Source organism: Bacillus sp. MUM 13, assembly GCF_001866725.1.
Classification (GTDB): domain Bacteria; phylum Bacillota; class Bacilli; order Bacillales; family DSM-1321; genus Peribacillus.
Genome location: NZ_MLYQ01000041.1, coordinates 16,951 through 35,156 on the forward strand (window position 1 = coordinate 16,951; position 18,206 = coordinate 35,156).

Here is an 18,206-nt window from a genome sequence, read left to right on the forward strand (position 1 = left end):
CAACAATTACTGTTCAATGTCTTTTTTTACTTTATCGCTGAATCCGAACATCCAGGTAAGAATGAACGCTACCGCAATAGCAATCAAGTTGACTAAAATGTACTGCAGGATCTGGCCATTCAGATAAAGCAGGGCCCCGGGTATGACAGTAACTGCCATACCCGTTGCCTTAAGGCCAAGTATGGAAGCCAGGAAACCGCCGGCAGCACCGCCAATCAGCGCCATGATAAATGGCTTTCCGTACCGGATATTCACCCCGAACAGGGCCGGTTCTGTAATTCCAAGAAAAGCTGAGAAAGCAGATGGAAAAGCCAGGGCTTTGAGTTTTTTCGATTTGGTTTTCAGTGCAACCGCAAGTGCCGCTCCACCCTGGGCCGCACCGGCACAGGTGACAATGGCGTTGTATTGGTTGTAGTGATATTTTGCCAGAAGCTGAATTTCGAGCATGTTGAACACATGGTGAACCCCTGTGATGACAATAATCTGGTTTAGACCGCCGAGTAAAATGCCGGCAATTCCATATGGCCAGGAAAGAACAGCAGTCGCAGCAGAAAGGATCCCTTGTTCAACCGTGTGAAAAATCGGACCGATGATTAAAAGAGATAGCGTAATCATCATCAGCAGCGTCAAAAATGGGGTAATAATCAAGTCGAGTGATTCTGGCACACGCTTCCGGATTGCCCGTTCAAGCTTTGCCCCGATAAGACCCGCAATAAATGCCGGGAGTACAGAGGCCTGATAGCCAACGACTGGAATAAAGTTAAAGAAGTGGATCGGCTTCACATCGCCTCCGGCTACTCCCCAGGCATTGGGAAGCGCAGGGGAGACGAGCATCAGCCCTAGAATCAGGCCGATTATCGGTGTTCCGCCGAAAACCCTGAAGGTGGACCAGGCAACAAGAGCAGGCAGAAAGATAAATGCCGTATCAGTCAGCACCTGTGTAAATAGCAGGAAGTTCTGTGAAACATCATCCGGCTTCATCCCAAATAGGGAAAGCACCTGCTCCTGCATGACCAAACCGCGCAGCCCCATGAAGAGACCTGTCGCAACAAGAACCGGTATAATGGGAACAAATACATCGCCAAATGTCCGGATTGCGCGCTGAAGCCTTGTACCGCTTTTGACAGCTTCTTTTTTCTGATCAGACGCCGTCATTGTATCGAGACCCAAATTGGACACCTCTTCGTAAATCTTATTTACCGTGCCCGTGCCAAAAATGATTTGATATTGGCCAGAATTAAAGAAGGCCCCTTTCACCTTATTAATCCCCTCTACCTTTTCCTGGTCGATCTTTTCCTTATCGTTCACTATAATCCGAAGCCTTGTCGCACAATGGGCAATGGAAGAAATATTCTCCCTGCCGCCGACCGCTTCAATGACTTCCTCTGCAATACGCTGATTTTCAGACATGTTCCTTCACCCCTGTTTTTGAATGATAAGACTGCAGCCAGCCTTAAGCTGCTGGAGATAAAAAATGACGAGTGCACAGACTAAGGAATCGCTTACATATCAATCTAAAAAAATAGCACTCTAAAATATATGCACAGGTATGGAATCGATTCCATATTAATAAAAAATAATGTGTAATCGATAGTGTTCCATTGTGGAATCGATTACACACCCATTATATACTGTCACGCTCCAGAAGTCTATACTCAATTGTCTGAATTGTTTCTACGAATTCTTTTCCGGTTAATTTATCTAAAATAAGCTTTGCAGCTTCACGCCCCGCATCTTCGATAGAGAAATCGACCGTTGATAATGAAGGCGTAATGAACTTCGAAAGCTCTGAGCCCCCCATTCCGGCAATGGCGATATCACCAGGTACTGAAAGTCCAGTTTCTTTCAGATATTGCATGGCTCCGATTGCAAGCCTGTCTGTTACAGCAAGCACGGCTGCTGGTTTCGTCGAAGTCTCCATAAGCTTTCTCATACATTTATAACCCGACTCCACATCAAATATGCCTTTTTGTATCCAGCCCTCTTCAATGGACAACCCATTTTCCTTCATTGCATCCCGGTAGCCTGCTTTCCTAAAAAGGCCAACAGCACGATCTCGTTCATCCACACCAATAAAGGCAATCTTCTCATGCCCTTTACCGATTAAATGGAGCACCATATCTTTCGCTGCCTGATAGTCATCAAATATCACATTCGCTACACCTGGAATTTGCTGACCGACAATAACAAAGGGGATTTTCAACTGATGAATTTGCTTCAGCAGCTCTTCATTCACATTCGTCGCCGAAAGAATTATCCCATCCACATGTCTGCTCTTTAGCAGCTTTACATACTCAATCTCCTTATCAGGCTCAAGATTTGTATTTGCCAAAAGAATTTGATAGCCCTCATCTGCCAATACCTCGTCCACACCCCGCACCAGGCGGCTCGACGTTTCTGTGCTGATCTTAGGAAGGATCACACCAATGACCTTCGTCCTTTTCGTCCGAAGCGACTTGGCATTTTCACTTGGAACATAACCTGTTTCCTCGATGACTTTCAGAACCCTGCCCTTCGCTTCCTCACTTACATAGCCTGAACTATTCAGCACCCGTGAAACAGTAGTCCTTGAAACCTGTGCCTTTTCTGCAATTTCTTTTATTGTTAACATCTTTGAGTCCTCCTGCAAAATCTCATGCTCCATTACATTCATTTTACACAAATCCCTGCAAAATGAAATGAATGAGAGCTCTTAGCAAATAGGCCATTTTAACTTACAGAAGCATATATCTGAATCATCTCTATCATCACTTACTCATTTTCAGCCTGATATCCTTGTTTTTTCTGGCCTTTACTTCCTCCATTTTGGAGTAAAAGCTTGTTTCTAAATCTATTTCAAAGTAATTAGACAACTTCATAATATACGCCATGCAATCGGCAAGCTCTTTGCCCAAATCAGCTTTAATGCTTTCTCTTGCTAATGTAAAGGCCAATTCTTCAGCCATTCCATTATGAATACTTTCATTTGTCTGATTAAAGGCCTTTCTCAGTTCTTCTGCAACCTCAGCTACCTCTGTAGTCAAAAGCATATAGTTATTTAAAATTGAAGCTCGGCTTTTCTCATAATTTTCCTCATTTATTTCCCAGCCCATCTCTCTCTGAAACTGTTTTGCAAATGCCTGTAATTCCTTCATTTTTTTCTCCTTTTTCGTCATATTTATGACTAATTATCAGCCTTGATTTACATACTCCTTCATTAATTCAACCGGATATCCCTTTAGCTTCATAAAAATAAACCTATTATTAAAATGATTCATTTCTTCTGAATTAAAGTTCAATAAATCTCCCCCGGAATGATAATAGAAGTGCTCAACATTGTAAATAATCTCATTGAGGCAGCCTATCGTGCTTCTGTCATGGGTTTTAGTAAATTCCATTTCTCCTCCCTTTTGCATGAAGCTGTTTATGGCTTCTTTTTTAAAGCCATCAGCTTTCATATTTTCTTCGAGACCATTTCTTATGATTTCTCCAATATTCATAAAGTCTTTCTTTTTGAGTCCTATTTTCACTAAACTATATAGAGTTTTATCATGGGCGAGGGCAATTCCTTTGTATCTGCCAATTTTGAATAAATTCATATGCCATATTTCAGCAGTCCCCTGTGCTTTCTCTTCATAGCTTGAGAGGTCGAGCGCTAATTCTTTTTGCAGTTTTTGTGTAACTCCTATTGTGAACATCTTGAATTCCTCCTATAAAAAAACATCTGCAGCCTTATGCAGATGTTTTTAATTCGTTTAGCAGAGCCGAATGACCTAAGGATCTGCTGCCCTGCCCGAAAATCATGAAGATAACTGTTTATCTGTCCTTTTTGCTATCTGCTTCTCGTTTATAAGCAAGACTCCTAACAAACCAAAAAGTGAAAAGACGACGGGAATGATAAATCCATAATGATACCCTGTTATCGCTGCACTGGCATGATAATGGTCCAATACCTTGCCAAAAATGACCGGCAAAAGAATGGCACTGGTGAAACCGCCGGTATTAGCCAAGCCAGAAATGACCCCAACCTCTGTTATAGGAAAGGATTGGCGGACGACCACAAAGGTCAGCATACTCGCCCCGTTTCCGTAGCCAATGATGAAGAACAGAATAACGAGCATCACAAACGGAGGCTTCCCATCCATCACTAAGAACATCGACCAGCTTAAGACAACTAATATATAAATAATAAGATATGGACGTTTCACCGTATCAATCCGTTTAGAGATCCAGCTGGTCAAAATCGACCCGACAATCGCTCCCACAAGGCCAATCATAATAAGCTGGCTTGCGTGGGACCTTGTCATGCCATAAACATGCATTCCGTATGGCACAGCCCAGGAGCCGATGAATCCTACATAAGTTCCCACAACACCAAAATGGCAGAAAAACGTGCTCCAGGCTTGCCGGCTGAAAAAGACACGGCGAAGGATCGAAACAGTTTTTTCCCTCTTATGCACTTTTTTATCCGGAGACAAAAAGTTCATTTGTTTTGGTTTCTTCTCGAGGACCACATAAAGGACAAGCGAACAAACAATCAGGATGATGCCTGTTGTCATAAATGGCGGTCTCCATCCCGCAGATGAAATCCACACTGAAAACGGGACGGTCGCAAATAAAAATCCGAGGCTGCCTGTGATGCCAGCCATGCCCAGCAAACCGACAAATTCCTGAGCCCTGAACCATTGGCTTAATATAAGAACTAAATTAATCCAAATGGCGGCGTCACCCACTCCTGCCATCATTCTGGCAATCAGGAGCACATGCGCATCCGGAGCCAGACTGTACAGCAGGGTTCCAAGGCCGTTCATCAGTGTCCCTCCTATAAGAAAAAAGTTGGGACCAAAACGGTCAGATAAAATTCCAATCGGAATCTGCAACCCTGAATAGGCAAAAAACTGAACGCTTGCAAACAAACCAATCATTGATGCCGATACACTAAATTCCTTCATCAATTGATCAGAAATCAGCCCGGGCGCAGTCCTTTGGCTTACGATTAAAAAGTATGACAATAATACTGAAGCAAAAACAATCCATCTATACTTACTATCCTGTTTATTCAATGTCCCAATCTCCTGTTAGTAATATATGTATTCTAATTATACCCCTAATTCCAGGAAGCAACGATAAAATATACTTTTTAGCCAAAGATACAGCAACAAAATGAGAAGCAGCCGGTGTGATGCGGAAGAAAATTCATAAATCTTTCGTTTGCATATATTTGTCCAATCACACCAATTATTCTTTGAATACCCTGTTATGGAGGTGATGACACATGTCAGATAATTATAGGGATAAATATAATAGAAAAGAACTTTACGAAGTGCCTGTAAGCAGTAAAGAAATGGAACAGGCCCAGAGGGATATGCAGGATTTAAATGATGCAGCAACAGCTTTCTTTAGAATTCCGGTCTTTTTCAGCCATCAAAACCTTTTTAGCCTGGGCGGACCGAATCCCCCTTTTACCATTCAGCAGCAATTTATCATCCGGATGTTTAAAGAAATCAAAAAGGTCCTCCTTTTCCCCAGAACGCTTCCTAATACTGAACAGTATCCCGATACCACACTAGAAAATATCCGGACCATGGTGAATTCAAGTTATGGACTTGCAGCCGCTCTTCTGGTTCCAAATGGTCCAACAGACAAAGGTGAACCTTATTCACCTCTTTTACAAATCGAACCATCCATGGCCTATCAGCGCGGACTTCCCCTGCTTCTTGTTATAGAGCGCCCTATGCAGGATAGAGCAGACGGAATTTGGACTGGACAGCTCGCACCATTTACTCCAATAGTTTGGTTCTCTGCTACCGTTTCCGTCGATCAATTTTTCAATAGCGTGCAGTGGAAGGAAGTCCTCCAAAACTGGGCCGGACAAGTAAGAAGCGGTTACTTTGCACAGACAGCACCTGAATTTGAATATAAATTTAACAGCCATGACTAATTAGTTTAAACCTTCATTTAAAAGAGTGGAATTCCGGGTTAACAGGAATTCCACTCTTTTTTTAATTTTTAAAATGATCTCTTCTATTCCATCTCCGTTAAAGTATTAACTGGGATTATACAATTAGAGGATCAGTAAGTCTACTGATGTAACTGGCAGAGTAGTCCAAGTGACAAGTGCAATGACTAACCCGCGTTAGTCGATGACTTCAAACTCTATAAATACTCAGCATTTTCTCAATATATTTCTAAGAAATAAGGACGTGGTTCATTAATAGCCTTTACATATAATGGGTGCTTTGGTTGCCCGCCATTTAAAATATCCAGACAATAAACAGGTATATTAATATTAGAAAGTAATTTTAGTACTTTCTCTGCCCTATTTTGGTAAGTACCTTTTTTTCCCCAAGCTGCAACCACTAAATTGGCATCCTTTACTGCGTTAAGGATAAAATTGTCGTTATCTGAACCAATTGGATCAATAGCTTTTTTAAGATTATTAAAATCACTAGTTCTATATCCAAATAAATTAACAATTTCTAGCCATCCATATTTTCCATTAGACCATCTTTTAGCAAAGTCTATACACCTTATTAATGTAGGATCGTCTATGTTTTCATCAGCTGTACTTGGGTTTAAGCAAATAAAAACAACCTTTTCTTTATCTGGTTCCCAAACTCTTGAAAGAGAGAACCGATACGTTCTTGTTTCATCTAATACTGCTCCATTTTTAGGAATAGACTTTCGATAATAATTAATTTTGTTTGCCAGCCATATTCTGGCTTGTTTAGCTACCACTCTTTCAAACTCATTAATTGTGGAGCTATCCAACCTAGAAAATATATTAAAAATATCCATCCACGTTAAAATACTAATTCCTCTCAATTTGGATAGTTCCTGGAAACGATGCGGAAGATCAATCATTATTTTATTATTAGAGTTCATATATTCATTAACAATTGAAAGTCCATTAGGAGAATATTTATTATTTAATATTAGTATAATCTAAACCAACATCAATATTACGAATTACTTGGTTTCTTTTAGTATCATGAGTAGTTTTCATGCTAATATCACTCTTGTATTTTGCCTCTATAAACCAAACAAATTCTTCAGATTCTATAATAATATCAATTTCCGATTGACCTTCTGGTAAAGGAAGATTAATGGCGGGTTTTAATCTTTTCCATAAATGAATATCTATAAATTCAAGTTTATAATTGATTTCTCTTTGAAAGGATTTTTCAAATAAAAGCGCTAACCAGCTTTTTGGATCAATCTGCTCAAAACTTCGAAAAACGTTCCATGTAATAGCGTCTTCGCTATTTTCACTTTTTAGCTGCTCAAGTTTCTTCTCTCTCCAGCGTTTAAAATCAGAACTATATCTGTCAATAATCAATGAGTCTTTATAGTTTGTATTTAGTAAAACTCCACTCTTTGATATTTCCACACGCCCTCATCTCCCAAATATATCCAATTTATCTAAATTAAGTATACATCACTGCTTCTGAATAAAAAACACAACCAAAAATTTTTTTTCAAAAACAATTGCCTGCATATGTAAATTTGTCTGCTGAAGCAACTCTACTTGCCAATTTCATTACTAATGGAGAAGTTTAAGTAAAGGAAGGAATATGAAAAAAAATGTAGAAAGCAATTATTCAAAGAGAAAAGAGATAGTAAGCATCAATGGATTTATTATGCGGTCTTTTAATGGCATGTCGCAGCAATTGGACTTGACGGGTGGAGGATGTTTAATGTTTGTTCAAATATTGCTGTATGTATGAATCGTCAAACGAAAGCGAAACTGCAGCGTTTTAGGCAGCAATGTCCTAAATGCAAAAAATACTTTAAGAAATATGGTGGCTAAATAATGTGGAAACAGGAATTTGTAAAAACATCTAGAGGAAGATTTGAGTTCTTCACCCAAGGAACCGGGGAACCTCTTTGCATTACCCATTTATATAGTGAGTTTAATCAATTGGGAAACAACTTTGCAGATACTTTCGTCAAGCATTTCAAAGTGTATCTAATAAACCTAAAGGATGCTGGCAACTCGGATCGAATTACATATGACCACGAACTAAGTATGAGTGAAAGTGTCAAAGATTTGGAAGCGATTAAAGATGCATTACATTATGAAGAATGGAGTTTTGCAGGACATTCAACTGGAGGAATGTTAGGTTTAGTTTATGCTGTAATGCGTCCTAGGTCTCTTACAAAGGTATTAATTGGAGGTGCATCATCTTCAATGCGGTATATGGAACACGAAGAAAGTATTTATTGTCCTAGGTCTCCATTAAATAGAAGGTTAAAGGAGATTTTCTCAATTTTAAAAACTCCAACTTCAACTATTGAAGAGAGGAGAAAAGCTAATAGAGAATGGACAAGTATGTCCTTATATAGTCCAGAAAGATGGGATGAATACTTCTCAAAGCCGAGCAGCGGGAAAGTTGTGCAAAAAAGATTAGATTATTATTCATTCCAAGATCTTCCCAATTATGATATCCGGAGTGAACTATCGAACGTGGCAACCCCAGCGATTGTCTTTTGCGGAAAGTATGATGTCCAATGTCCATTAGTTTTTTCTGAAGAAATCAATGACAACTTAAAGAATTCAACATTATACATTTTTAAAAATAGTAATCACTTTCCTTTTCTTGAGGAGAAAGACCAATTTGATGAATTGGTATCCAATTTCAAGGAATTAACATTAAATTATTAATAGCCAGTGCAGTAAATGAGGTATCTGAAGTACGAAAGGATAGATAAGCAAAGTCGATTTTGTTTACCTATCCTTCAGCACCCTAAAATCTTTGTCTGTTTTTTATTTCGATACATATTCTTGTCGGCCTCTATAAAAAGAGAATCCATTTTATTAATTGAACTATTGCTATATGCATATCCGATAGCCATCTTAATATTTCTGGATATCGATTCAATATAGCAGTAATTAAATCTCTTATGCAGCGACTTTGCCAAGCTTTCGACCTCTTCCAGGGATTTGTCTGCTATTAGCAAGGCAAATTCATCTCCGCCTATCCTTGCAGCAATGATCTGTTCACTCTTGGAAAATTCTTTTAAGATATCTGCCGATGTCCTTATTAAAAAATCCCCTTCTTTATGTCCATATAAATCATTAACGGTTTTCAATTCGTTCAAATCACATATTATCAGACCTGCAGGAGAATTGATTTCCTCATCATATTTTCTCATTTGAGTTTCGAAAAAGCCCCGATTGAATAAATCTGTTAAGGCATCATGATTCATTCTGTATTCAAGTTCCGCCTGCAATTCCATTCTTTCATCAATATTTCTCAGTACTCCTTGAAGAGCCGCCAGTTTCCCCTTTTCATAAATGGGTGTAGCATATTCTTCAAACCAGCGGTACCTTCCTTCACTATCTTTCCATCGCTGAATAATACCACTGCTATAATCTAATTCACCCTTTACCTTTTTAATTAAAATAGGATAATCATCAGGATGAATATCCATAAAGGCCACATCAGCACTAACTAATGCTCCAGCAATTGAACCTTTGCCAAAAAATTTTTCTGCAGAGGGACTAAGATACTTGAACTTAACTTCGGGGTAAACTTGAGCATAGTAAATAAAGTCGTTCGTATTTTCAACAATATGCACAAAACTATCATGATTGAAAATAAGCTCTGCTTTCTTTCTTTTCATGGTTTTATGAAAAAAGAATAGTATTATTGTCCATAAAAGACTTGCAATGATGAACCCGTAACAAAATATCATGGTGTTATCCTTCTTTATAACTTTATATTTTCTCTATGTATCTTAAAACCATTCGCAAGAACCATATTATTAAATCTGGTCTCAGGTAATTTATCAATAATAAAAGAGACCATTTATCCCCATAGTCTCTTTAACTTCATTATTAATCACGTAACTTCTTCTTTCAGTCAATTTGCTCTTATCCTATATAAATGGGTCAATAGTTATATTACCATTATAGTGGTAACAAATTCCATTAAAAAAGTAATATTTTTACTTTATTCTATTTCACACGGATTTTTACTATTGCAGCATTTATTCCGAACTTTGTTTATGCACCCGCGGATGTGTTTTTTCCATTTTTCAATATAGAGGAGCGCTTCTCCTCCTTGCAGATCTCCAAAAAGAAAAGGTATCAAGGGGCTGCCCTGATACCTTTTCTTTTTTTTATTAACCTTTAGCTGCTGACCGCTTCTGTGATTGAATTTAATACAAGCTCAATCCCATGGGCAACCCCGTTTTCATCATTGGTTAACGTGATATAGTCACTCACTCTTTTGATGTCTTCCTGCGCATTACCCATCGCAATCGAAAATCCGGCAGCTTTTAACATCGGAATGTCATTGTACTGATCTCCGATAGCAACCGTTTCTTCTAATGGTATATTGAAATACTTCGCCATCACTTTTAAGCCATTTCCCTTGTTGCCGTTGATATTCATAACTTCAATATTAAAAGGAGAAGAAGTGGTGACATAGACGCCTTCAATAGATTTCATCGCAGTTAATAACCGTTCTTTCTGAACCGGATCCAATACTAAAATAAAAAACTTCTGTATGCTTAATTCCTCATCCTGTAATAAGGTCTGAATGTCACTAAACATTCCTTCAGATTCCTCTGGGATTCTAGTCATTTTTCCAAAGTTCTCATCTTCAAAATGCTCAGGCGGCACAGCTCCCGAGGATAGAACCTGATCTAACCGGGCCGTCCATTCACTATGAAAATAAATTCCTTTATTCGTATAAATTTTAAAAGGAACAGCTTCCCTCTCCACTTCTTCCGTGATTTTTTCATCATGGATATCCGTTAAAGAAGTTAACTCTAACAATTTACCATCCGCAAAAACAGCCGTTCCATTACTGCCGCCAATCGGAAGATCTAACTCATATTTTTCTAATAGGCTGCTGATTGACTCAGGCGCCCTGCCGGACAAGACCATCACTTTATGTCCGAGGCCTTGTGCCTTTTTTATAGCTTCTATATTTTCAGAACTAATTTCATTTTTAGAAGATAAAGTAGTCCCATCCATATCAAGTGCAAATAATTTCATTGTTATTTCCCCTTCCACCGCAATTACGACCTTTCAATTATAACTCTTTCAATTGGTTAATAAAATGGAAGTGCTTAGCATTCTAATTGTGCCCCCGTTTACCGACAGTTTAAAAAGTGCCTAGGCGGCTAAAAAATATTCTTACTCATGATTACACTCCGCCTATATTGATTAAATCTATTGAAACACAAAAACCCCGATTAGGGGCACTTTTCCTCTAACCGGGGTATAGTTCATTCATTGGTCAAGGATGTTTTCAAATCTAAATATGCAGGGAAAATGTTCTCCTGATACAATTTTAGATTTTTTTAAAAACCCATGGTTATTAAAGTTGAGCCTTACCAATGAATGAACAGAAAAAAATAGAAATTCTTGCTAAATCAAGTTTATAGAATAGGAGTATACCAAGCGCTCCCTTAATACTCTCCTTTAATTACAAAAAACGAGCCCCTGATCGTTCCAGCGAGTTTGGACTTTTGCCTGGCAAACTTAAACCTGCCTTCCAATTCCTTTGGGATCTCCATCCCCTCAGAAAGCTTAAAGCCCACTGCCCGCTTCTTAGGATTATCAACCGTATACATAACGTTGACTGAGAGGCCATCTTCATAAAAAACGTAGGCAAATCGGATATTTTCCACTTGAAACCTTGATGTTTCCAACGGTTTGGCGGCAAACTCTATGGCACGTTCTTCCTTTAAAATCATGTTCACATAATCAAGTGTCTCCTGGCTTTCACTCGCTGGTACAACGGTAAATTCGTGTTTGTATTTGTTCATGAAGTAACGGGCTTCATTCGCGCGCAGACCGGCAAGGGCTTCTGCTGCAGGCGAAGATTCAAGGCCAGCCAGAGATACATTTTTAAAATCAACAATACAGGACATTTTCACCACTCCTTTTTATGATTTCCTGATAACAGGAATCCACATTTCACCAACAATTAGGCCGTTACGCTTCTCCATCTCAACTGTAGTATTCGGCCCGCCAACATAGGCCACATTAGCTGCTTCTGGCAGGACCTGCCCAAAGGCAACCGCAGCCAGCTTGTTATTCAGATCATCTGCCGTCTTCCCTTCCCCTTTCACCACTACATATTCTCCTTTAGGAAATTGAATCACTCTCGCTTCGTCGGGTGCTGTTTCTTCTGTCATGACGCCGGCGTAATGCATCATTTTGTTATTGACCGCTTCGTTTACAGCAAAAACCAAGTCGTTTGCGGCCATGGATTTTAACGTATCAAGCCTTCCATCTTTGCTGACGGCCTGCCAAAAGTCTGCCTTTTCCTTGTTAATGCCTGCATAGTCCGTGTAGTCGCTCTTCAGCTCTGTTCCAAGACCGATTACGGTAAAGCCTTCTTTTTCTTCCAGCGTATAATTTGCCATTGTTATAACCTCTTTTCTACATTTTTTCAATGAGTTGAATTCTTCGCTTGATAGATATATCATATCCTTAAATCATGTCAAAAAATGATACTATTTAGGAGTGCCAATGAAAAAAGTTGAGCGGATCAATGTCATCATGCGGTATATTAACAACCGCGCCCACTTTACCATTTCTGAAATCATGCGGGAATTTAACATCTCCCGTTCGACAGCGATTAGAGATATCAGAGAAATCGAGGCTATGGGCATGCCGCTTGTCGCTGAAGCCGGAAGGGATGGGGGTTATTTTGTCATGCATAACTCTGTCCTGCCCGATGTCCGCTTTACCAATCATGAGGTGAAAGCGCTTTTTATTGCCTTTATGGCAACCAGAAACCAGCAGCTCCCCTATTTAAAAAGCCGTCAGTCCTTAACTGAAAAATTACTGGGACTTATTTCAGAAAACCAGCAGGAAGACCTTGTTCTTTTGAATCAGATTCTGCTTTTTGAAGGGACCAATCCCCATAATCCCGACCTGCTCGATCTGTCAGACCTTCCCCATCCCATGCTTGAAACACTTATCCAAACCCTTCTTAAGGACAGTCATTTATTGATTACCATCCAAGAAGAGAAGGAAACAAAGTCCTATCAGATTTATCTCCTGCACCTTTACCGGGAAAAAAGCGTTTGGCTGATTGAATGCTTTGACTTAAAAGAAGAAAAAAAGAAGATCATTCCTGTCGATCTCCTCACCGATGTCAAACTTTATCCGGTGAAAAAAGGAGGAAGCAAGAAAAAAATACTGGAGATACTAAGCAAGCAGGCAAAAGCAATTAACCTTGTTCTTGAACTTGGACCAAAAGCGATTGCCCAGTTTAAAAAATACCATCCTTTAAAAATTTCAATTTCTTATACAAACCCTTACCAGACCTCAGCTCTACTAAAGACTTTTGTAGATGTGAAAAATTCCGAAGAAGTGGCTGAAATCACCAGTTGGCTGCTTTTCCTGGGCAGAGATGTCAAAGTGAGGGAAGTGCCGGAAGAAGTTTTGAAGGGCATTAAAGAGAGATTAGACTTATACGGGCAATGAAAAGGACAGTATCCCAGTGTTTCTTGCCGATTTGCGGTCTGCCAAAGAATTCATCGTTACACATGCCGAGCCCTGGAATTTTTCCTTTTAAATGGAAAAGCAGAGTTAAGCCAACCCCATTTCTCTCCAGATCACCGCTCGGCAATTGTACCAGGAAGCGAGCTTACACCTAATATCACCTTTGAAGGAGAAGAAGCAGATACCTTAGCAGCACTTTTTGCGCCAAGCCTTGGCATTTCCTTATCCATGATTTAAAGGAAAGCCCCAAACATCCCCAGCCAAAACCCACACTGCCAACTTGCCTGGTGTGACGGAAGGTATCTCTCCTCTCCCACGCAGAATATTAAGCAGTTTGTGCCGGAACATTCCTGATTCGCTTTGGTTGGATAAAGAGGAAAACCATTATAGCATCGAGAATAAACATTTAAGCACCCGCGAAAACATTGGAGGTATGAATATGAAGATCCATAGAATTGATCATGTGGGAATAACCGTCAATGATCTCTCAGCAGCTAAAGCATTTTTTCTTGATCTTGGACTTGATGTGCTGGGAGAAACAGAAATGGAAGGCGAATTGGCAGAACGAATCGTCGGGCTTCCTGGTGTTAGAGAAACAGTTGTCATGCTGGGGACACCTGACGGAGAGACAACGCTGGAGCTGGTTAAATTCCATAATCCTTCAGATGAAAATGGCATTCAGCCCTCTTTTATGAACACCTTGGGAATCCGGCATATTGCATTTGCGGTAGAAGATATTGAAGCTGTTATCGCCAAATTGAAAAAGAAAGGCGCAGAACTTATTGGCGAGCTACAAAACTTTGAAAACACTTATAAATTATGCTGCGTTCGCGGCCCAGAAGAAATTATTTTAGAGCTGGCGGAAAAAATTCAGTAAAATGGATTTCAAAAAAACCACTGTGGCTGCAGTGCTTTTTCATTTGGACGGCACATCAGTACTGATGTACCGTCCAATTCTTTTTTTGGTCATTAAGGTCTAAAAGGTCGGAACAAAATTTTAAATGGCTCGAAGGATTGATAAAACATATGCTGGGTTAACCTCCGAAGCACCCTTTTGACGTAAAATAGATGTATTGAGAGATGATATAGGTCCTAACATATTTGCTCGTTCAAATTCTTTTTTTGTTATTGGACGTATCTTGCCTGTGCTACCTACTTTTATAACACACTTATTATCATTTACTTCAATAATTTCAAATTGCTTTTGTTGCCCAACAGTATAAAGTGTTTTCCCTTTTAACTTGTTTATTTTGTCCCACAAACCAATCACCACCTTTTCCCTTTCATCTATCATTAAATTTGCAGGTTCTTCACCATATTTCCCTCTTATATAAATGGTTGACCCCTGCTTTAAACTTTCACCTTGAACATTTTCTACTTGGTACAATGCAATTTCCCATTACACCCCATTGAAAGGATTAACATGATATTCTCCATATTACCTAGTATAATACTGATTTTTCCTTCTATATATTATAGATATTTAACTACATTTAACTCAAAGCTGAAAGGAATGCAATAGTAGCTAATGCTTGCACTATAACAAAAATATTACTTCATGCTCTCTACTTTCCACAGTCTTTCAAAACCAACTAAATTAAAATGTTTATCAATTGTTAGTTTGTAGATATCGGGTTTGGTTGTCATGTTCCAAAAATCAAAATCAAATTTTTCATCAAAGTAATTAAATATACACGTCATAATATTGCCGTGTATTCCTATTGCTACTTTCTTTCCATGATATTTAGAAACGGCATCTCTTAAACCATATATACCACGCTGCTGAACTTCATGGTTTGATTCACCATGGGGATATTTAAAGTGGGGATTATCAAACACATACTTCATTGCTTCCATTGGTCTTTGGAAATGATAATCTCTTGCTGCTAAATCCCTCTCTCTAAAACGGGAATCAACTTCAATTTCTTTATGTATACGTTTGGATAAACCTTCTACTGTTTGTTTAGCCCTTACATAAGAACTAGAAATAATATGTTCAATATTCTCTTTTATCAATATGTCAGTAATCTTATGTGCATCTGCCCAACCTTTTTCAGATAACTCCCTAGTCTCTTCGTTATCTAATGAGAAAACAGAATGAGCGTGTCTAACAAAATAAATCTCAGTATCCATCTATCTAAACTCCAATATTTTACTTTTATATTAATTATAATCCATTTGGTAAACCAGAAAAAGCAGGAATGAAGCAAACGCTGATTAAAAACAGGACATTCCTAACATAAATAAAGCGATAATTACTAGATAGCCCTAGGGAGTACAATCAAAATAGTCGCTGATACTGTATATTAGAATTCCTTCATGAGGTAGAGAGAGCAGCTGTGCACTGCCATATATTAATTAACATAAAGAGCAGGAGGTGTCCCGCAAGTGAAGTGAAAACACTTATGGCGACATCTCCTGCTCTTTTTATACGCCCCGTCTAAAGCGATTACGCGCATCCTTTTGCTTGCTTCCCTGACCAAAGGAGGTTTTCACGAAAACCAGATCTGGATCGAAAAAGGATGCTGTAACAAAGGGATATTCATTTTGGAATGATTTAAGCTTCAATCACTGCCATGATCAACCCAACTAACTATATTCTTTCAGGACAATTTATGAAGAAAAAGCTGTGATAAGCTGTCCCAGTCTTCGAATTCCCTCGATTATTTCTTTCTCATCGGCATAACTGAACGAGAGACGGAGAAACTCGGTTCCATCCGTTTGATCCAGGAAAAAGTACTTCCCCGGAACATACGAAATACCCTCGGCTAGAGCCTGTGATAATAATTGCGAAGTATCGGCACCCGGGATTCTCACCCATACAAAATAACCCCCATCTGGCACATACCAGGAAACGGATTCTGGGAGGAATTGTTCCAGCGAGCGGATTAACGCAGCACATTTAGCTCGATACACATCTTTTAGAAGACCGAGCCGTTTCTCAAGATCGGTGTTTTCCAAGTATACAGCCATTGTACTTTGAGCAAATGGATGGTCTAAATCCTTTTTAAACCATTCTAAAGCATGAATGAACTCGCTTGCTCCTGCTACCCATCCGATCCGCATTCCTGGGGCCACTATCTTGGATAATGAACCAACGTGGAGGACCCGTCCGCTTTTATTAAAAGATTTGATTGGCTGCGGACTGTTACCGAAGGATAATTCTCCATATGCATCATCCTCTAGAATGAGGAAATCAAACTTGATGGAAAGCTCCAATAAATGCCTCCGTCGTTCAGTTGTCATGGTCGTCCCGGTTGGATTTTGAAAGGTTGGGATGGTATATAGGATACGCGGCAGGGTGAGGCCTGCACGTTTCCTTTCATCCAGCATTTCTTCTAACCGGGATGTTTGGAGTCCCTGCTCATCTATTGGTATACTAATAATCTGATTCGTATAGTTTTGAAAAATCTCCAAAGCCTCCATATAGGTGGGAGATTCTACCGCCACGACCGCTTTATCATCAATGAGAATGCGGGCAATAAGATCAATCGCCTGGCATGCGCCTGATGTAATCAAAAGTTCTTCTTCTAAAACGCAAATTCCACGCTCTGCCAATCTTTTCTGGATTTGCTTCTTTAGTCTTTCAATTCGCGGGCTTCCGAGATAATGGAGCGGCAAATCCTGCTCCTCATCCAGAAGTCTGGCTGCTGCTCCCTTTATCTCCACAGCGGGAACGAGAGCAGGGTCCGGATAGCCTGAACTCAAGCGAATGCAATCATCTGGCAAATCTGGCATCCATGCACCGGGCGGATCATTCTTAAGTGCCGCTTTAATGTTTTCCGAAAAAAAAGATTCAACATTCACTTTGATCATACACCTTTCCGTCCATCAAACCTTGATTGATTCTTTCAAACTTTAGCAGGTAACTTCTTATTTTAAGAGACAAATCATTTGCTCAGATAATAATAAATCTTTTGCAGAACACCCTTAAATTGATTTTAAACTTTCTTCTCTGATGAGAGACAACAGTTCCTCTTTATATTTTGCAAATTCCGGAGTCCCTTTTACACTGAACTCCCTTGGCCGCTCCAATGAAATAGGAACTTTTTTCTTTAAACGCCCAGGCCTTGCGGTCATCAAATAAACGGAATCTGCTAGAAAGATGGATTCATCTACGTCATGAGTGATAAAAAGAATCGTTTTTTTAGACTCATCCCATGCCTTTAACAACACTTCCTGCATGATGTTCCTTGTCTGAGCATCCAATGCACCAAATGGTTCATCCATTAATAGAATCTTGGGATCGTTGGCTAAGGCACGAGCGATGGCCACACGTTGTTTCATGCCGCCTGATAATTGTATCGGATAATGTTTTCCGAAGTCTTCCAATCCAATCAATTGCAGGTAATGCCTTGCCACATCGTCTCGTTCTTTTTGGGATACACCTTTCAATTTCAAACCGAAAATAATATTTTCCTTCACGGTTAACCATGGAAATAATGTATACGATTGAAACACCATGCCCCGGTCAGGCCCGGGACCATTGATTACCTGGCCATCCAGCAGCACTTGTCCAGAAGTGGCTTCTTCCAGCCCCGCAACAATACGGAGAACGGTCGATTTCCCGCAACCAGAAGGTCCTAAGATGGTTACAAACTCCCCTTCGTTTATCGTAAAGGTGGTTTTTTCCAATGCTGTCGTCTCACCGCTTTTTGTTTTGAATATTTTCCCGACATCTTTAATTTCTAACTTTGGAATACCCCTTTGAGGTGTATTTATTTCCATATTTTCCGCTGCAAGTGTGACCATA

19 protein-coding genes are annotated in these 18,206 nt (G+C 39.6%); 4 read left to right on the top strand and 15 right to left on the bottom strand.

All coding sequences use genetic code 11. From position 1 onward, the window contains the following. Positions 1 to 6 precede the first annotated feature (6 nt). The 5 genes from BIV59_RS12515 to BIV59_RS12535 all read right to left on the bottom strand — a co-directional run bounded on the left by BIV59_RS12515 (position 7) and on the right by BIV59_RS12535 (position 5,042). The gene (locus tag BIV59_RS12515) at positions 7 to 1,410 is read right to left on the bottom strand and encodes a sucrose-specific PTS transporter subunit IIBC (protein ID WP_071351831.1); all 1,404 of its coding nucleotides are present in this window, start codon (positions 1,408 to 1,410) and stop codon (positions 7 to 9) included. 214 nt (positions 1,411 to 1,624) lie between these two features. Continuing rightward, positions 1,625 to 2,611: a LacI family DNA-binding transcriptional regulator gene (locus BIV59_RS12520; protein WP_071351832.1), complete on the bottom strand. Its 987-nt coding sequence runs from the start codon at positions 2,609 to 2,611 to the stop codon at positions 1,625 to 1,627. 136 nt (positions 2,612 to 2,747) lie between these two features. After that, complete coding sequence (locus BIV59_RS12525; RefSeq protein WP_071351860.1) at positions 2,748 to 3,134, bottom strand: MazG nucleotide pyrophosphohydrolase domain-containing protein; 387 nt, start codon at positions 3,132 to 3,134, stop codon at positions 2,748 to 2,750. Positions 3,135 to 3,170: 36 nt separating this feature from the next. Further along, the gene (locus tag BIV59_RS12530) at positions 3,171 to 3,677 is read right to left on the bottom strand and encodes a DUF6933 domain-containing protein (RefSeq protein WP_071351833.1); all 507 of its coding nucleotides are present in this window, start codon (positions 3,675 to 3,677) and stop codon (positions 3,171 to 3,173) included. A gap of 102 nt (positions 3,678 to 3,779) precedes the next feature. Further along, a complete protein-coding gene (locus tag BIV59_RS12535) occupies positions 3,780 to 5,042 on the bottom strand; it encodes an MFS transporter (protein WP_071351834.1) in 1,263 nt (420 codons plus the stop codon). A 212-nt stretch (positions 5,043 to 5,254) separates the two neighbouring features. On the opposite strand from BIV59_RS12535, the gene BIV59_RS12540 reads away from it, so the two are divergent. Further along, positions 5,255 to 5,920: a hypothetical protein gene (locus BIV59_RS12540; protein WP_083392157.1), complete on the top strand. Its 666-nt coding sequence runs from the start codon at positions 5,255 to 5,257 to the stop codon at positions 5,918 to 5,920. A 236-nt stretch (positions 5,921 to 6,156) separates the two neighbouring features. Here the strand turns inward: BIV59_RS12540 and BIV59_RS12545 are convergent, their stop codons facing one another. Further along, the gene (locus BIV59_RS12545) at positions 6,157 to 6,804 is read right to left on the bottom strand and encodes a DUF1643 domain-containing protein (protein WP_240501897.1); all 648 of its coding nucleotides are present in this window, start codon (positions 6,802 to 6,804) and stop codon (positions 6,157 to 6,159) included. Positions 6,805 to 6,904: 100 nt separating this feature from the next. Next, positions 6,905 to 7,369, bottom strand: coding sequence for a hypothetical protein (locus BIV59_RS12550; RefSeq protein ID WP_071351835.1), 465 nt, complete (start codon positions 7,367 to 7,369; stop codon positions 6,905 to 6,907). A 423-nt stretch (positions 7,370 to 7,792) separates the two neighbouring features. On the opposite strand from BIV59_RS12550, the gene BIV59_RS12555 reads away from it, so the two are divergent. Continuing rightward, the gene (locus tag BIV59_RS12555; RefSeq protein WP_071351836.1) at positions 7,793 to 8,644 is read left to right on the top strand and encodes an alpha/beta fold hydrolase; all 852 of its coding nucleotides are present in this window, start codon (positions 7,793 to 7,795) and stop codon (positions 8,642 to 8,644) included. Positions 8,645 to 8,718: 74 nt separating this feature from the next. Here the strand turns inward: BIV59_RS12555 and BIV59_RS12560 are convergent, their stop codons facing one another. The 4 genes from BIV59_RS12560 to BIV59_RS12575 form a co-directional block, all read right to left on the bottom strand. Next, the gene (locus BIV59_RS12560; protein WP_071351837.1) at positions 8,719 to 9,678 is read right to left on the bottom strand and encodes a sensor domain-containing diguanylate cyclase; all 960 of its coding nucleotides are present in this window, start codon (positions 9,676 to 9,678) and stop codon (positions 8,719 to 8,721) included. 436 nt (positions 9,679 to 10,114) lie between these two features. After that, the gene (locus BIV59_RS12565; RefSeq protein WP_071351838.1) at positions 10,115 to 10,987 is read right to left on the bottom strand and encodes a Cof-type HAD-IIB family hydrolase; all 873 of its coding nucleotides are present in this window, start codon (positions 10,985 to 10,987) and stop codon (positions 10,115 to 10,117) included. Positions 10,988 to 11,403: 416 nt separating this feature from the next. After that, positions 11,404 to 11,868 carry a phage tail protein gene (locus tag BIV59_RS12570; protein WP_071351839.1) on the bottom strand — a complete coding sequence of 155 codons (465 nt, stop codon included), beginning with the start codon at positions 11,866 to 11,868 and terminating at the stop codon, positions 11,404 to 11,406. 15 nt (positions 11,869 to 11,883) lie between these two features. Next, positions 11,884 to 12,366, bottom strand: a complete 483-nt coding sequence (locus tag BIV59_RS12575) for a GyrI-like domain-containing protein (RefSeq protein WP_071351840.1) — start codon at positions 12,364 to 12,366, stop codon at positions 11,884 to 11,886. 106 nt (positions 12,367 to 12,472) lie between these two features. Here BIV59_RS12575 and BIV59_RS12580 point away from each other — a divergent pair, with 106 nt between their 5' ends. Together BIV59_RS12580 and BIV59_RS12585 are read left to right on the top strand one after the other, a co-directional pair. Further along, positions 12,473 to 13,435, top strand: a complete 963-nt coding sequence (locus BIV59_RS12580) for a helix-turn-helix transcriptional regulator (RefSeq protein WP_071351841.1) — start codon at positions 12,473 to 12,475, stop codon at positions 13,433 to 13,435. Between the two features lie 457 nt (positions 13,436 to 13,892). Further along, complete coding sequence (locus BIV59_RS12585) at positions 13,893 to 14,330, top strand: VOC family protein (protein WP_071351842.1); 438 nt, start codon at positions 13,893 to 13,895, stop codon at positions 14,328 to 14,330. A gap of 120 nt (positions 14,331 to 14,450) precedes the next feature. On the opposite strand, the gene BIV59_RS12590 is transcribed toward BIV59_RS12585, so the two are convergent. From BIV59_RS12590 to BIV59_RS12605, 4 genes are all read right to left on the bottom strand, one after another. Further along, entirely contained in the window at positions 14,451 to 14,840 is a 390-nt protein-coding gene (locus tag BIV59_RS12590) for a hypothetical protein (RefSeq protein WP_071351843.1), read from the bottom strand. 164 nt (positions 14,841 to 15,004) lie between these two features. Beyond that, the gene (locus BIV59_RS12595; protein WP_071351844.1) at positions 15,005 to 15,586 is read right to left on the bottom strand and encodes a histidine phosphatase family protein; all 582 of its coding nucleotides are present in this window, start codon (positions 15,584 to 15,586) and stop codon (positions 15,005 to 15,007) included. A 480-nt stretch (positions 15,587 to 16,066) separates the two neighbouring features. Beyond that, positions 16,067 to 17,260, bottom strand: a complete 1,194-nt coding sequence (locus tag BIV59_RS12600) for an aminotransferase-like domain-containing protein (protein ID WP_071351845.1) — start codon at positions 17,258 to 17,260, stop codon at positions 16,067 to 16,069. Positions 17,261 to 17,383: 123 nt separating this feature from the next. Continuing rightward, positions 17,384 to 18,205, bottom strand: a complete 822-nt coding sequence (locus tag BIV59_RS12605) for an ABC transporter ATP-binding protein (RefSeq protein ID WP_083392159.1) — start codon at positions 18,203 to 18,205, stop codon at positions 17,384 to 17,386. Position 18,206: the final 1 nt, after the last annotated feature.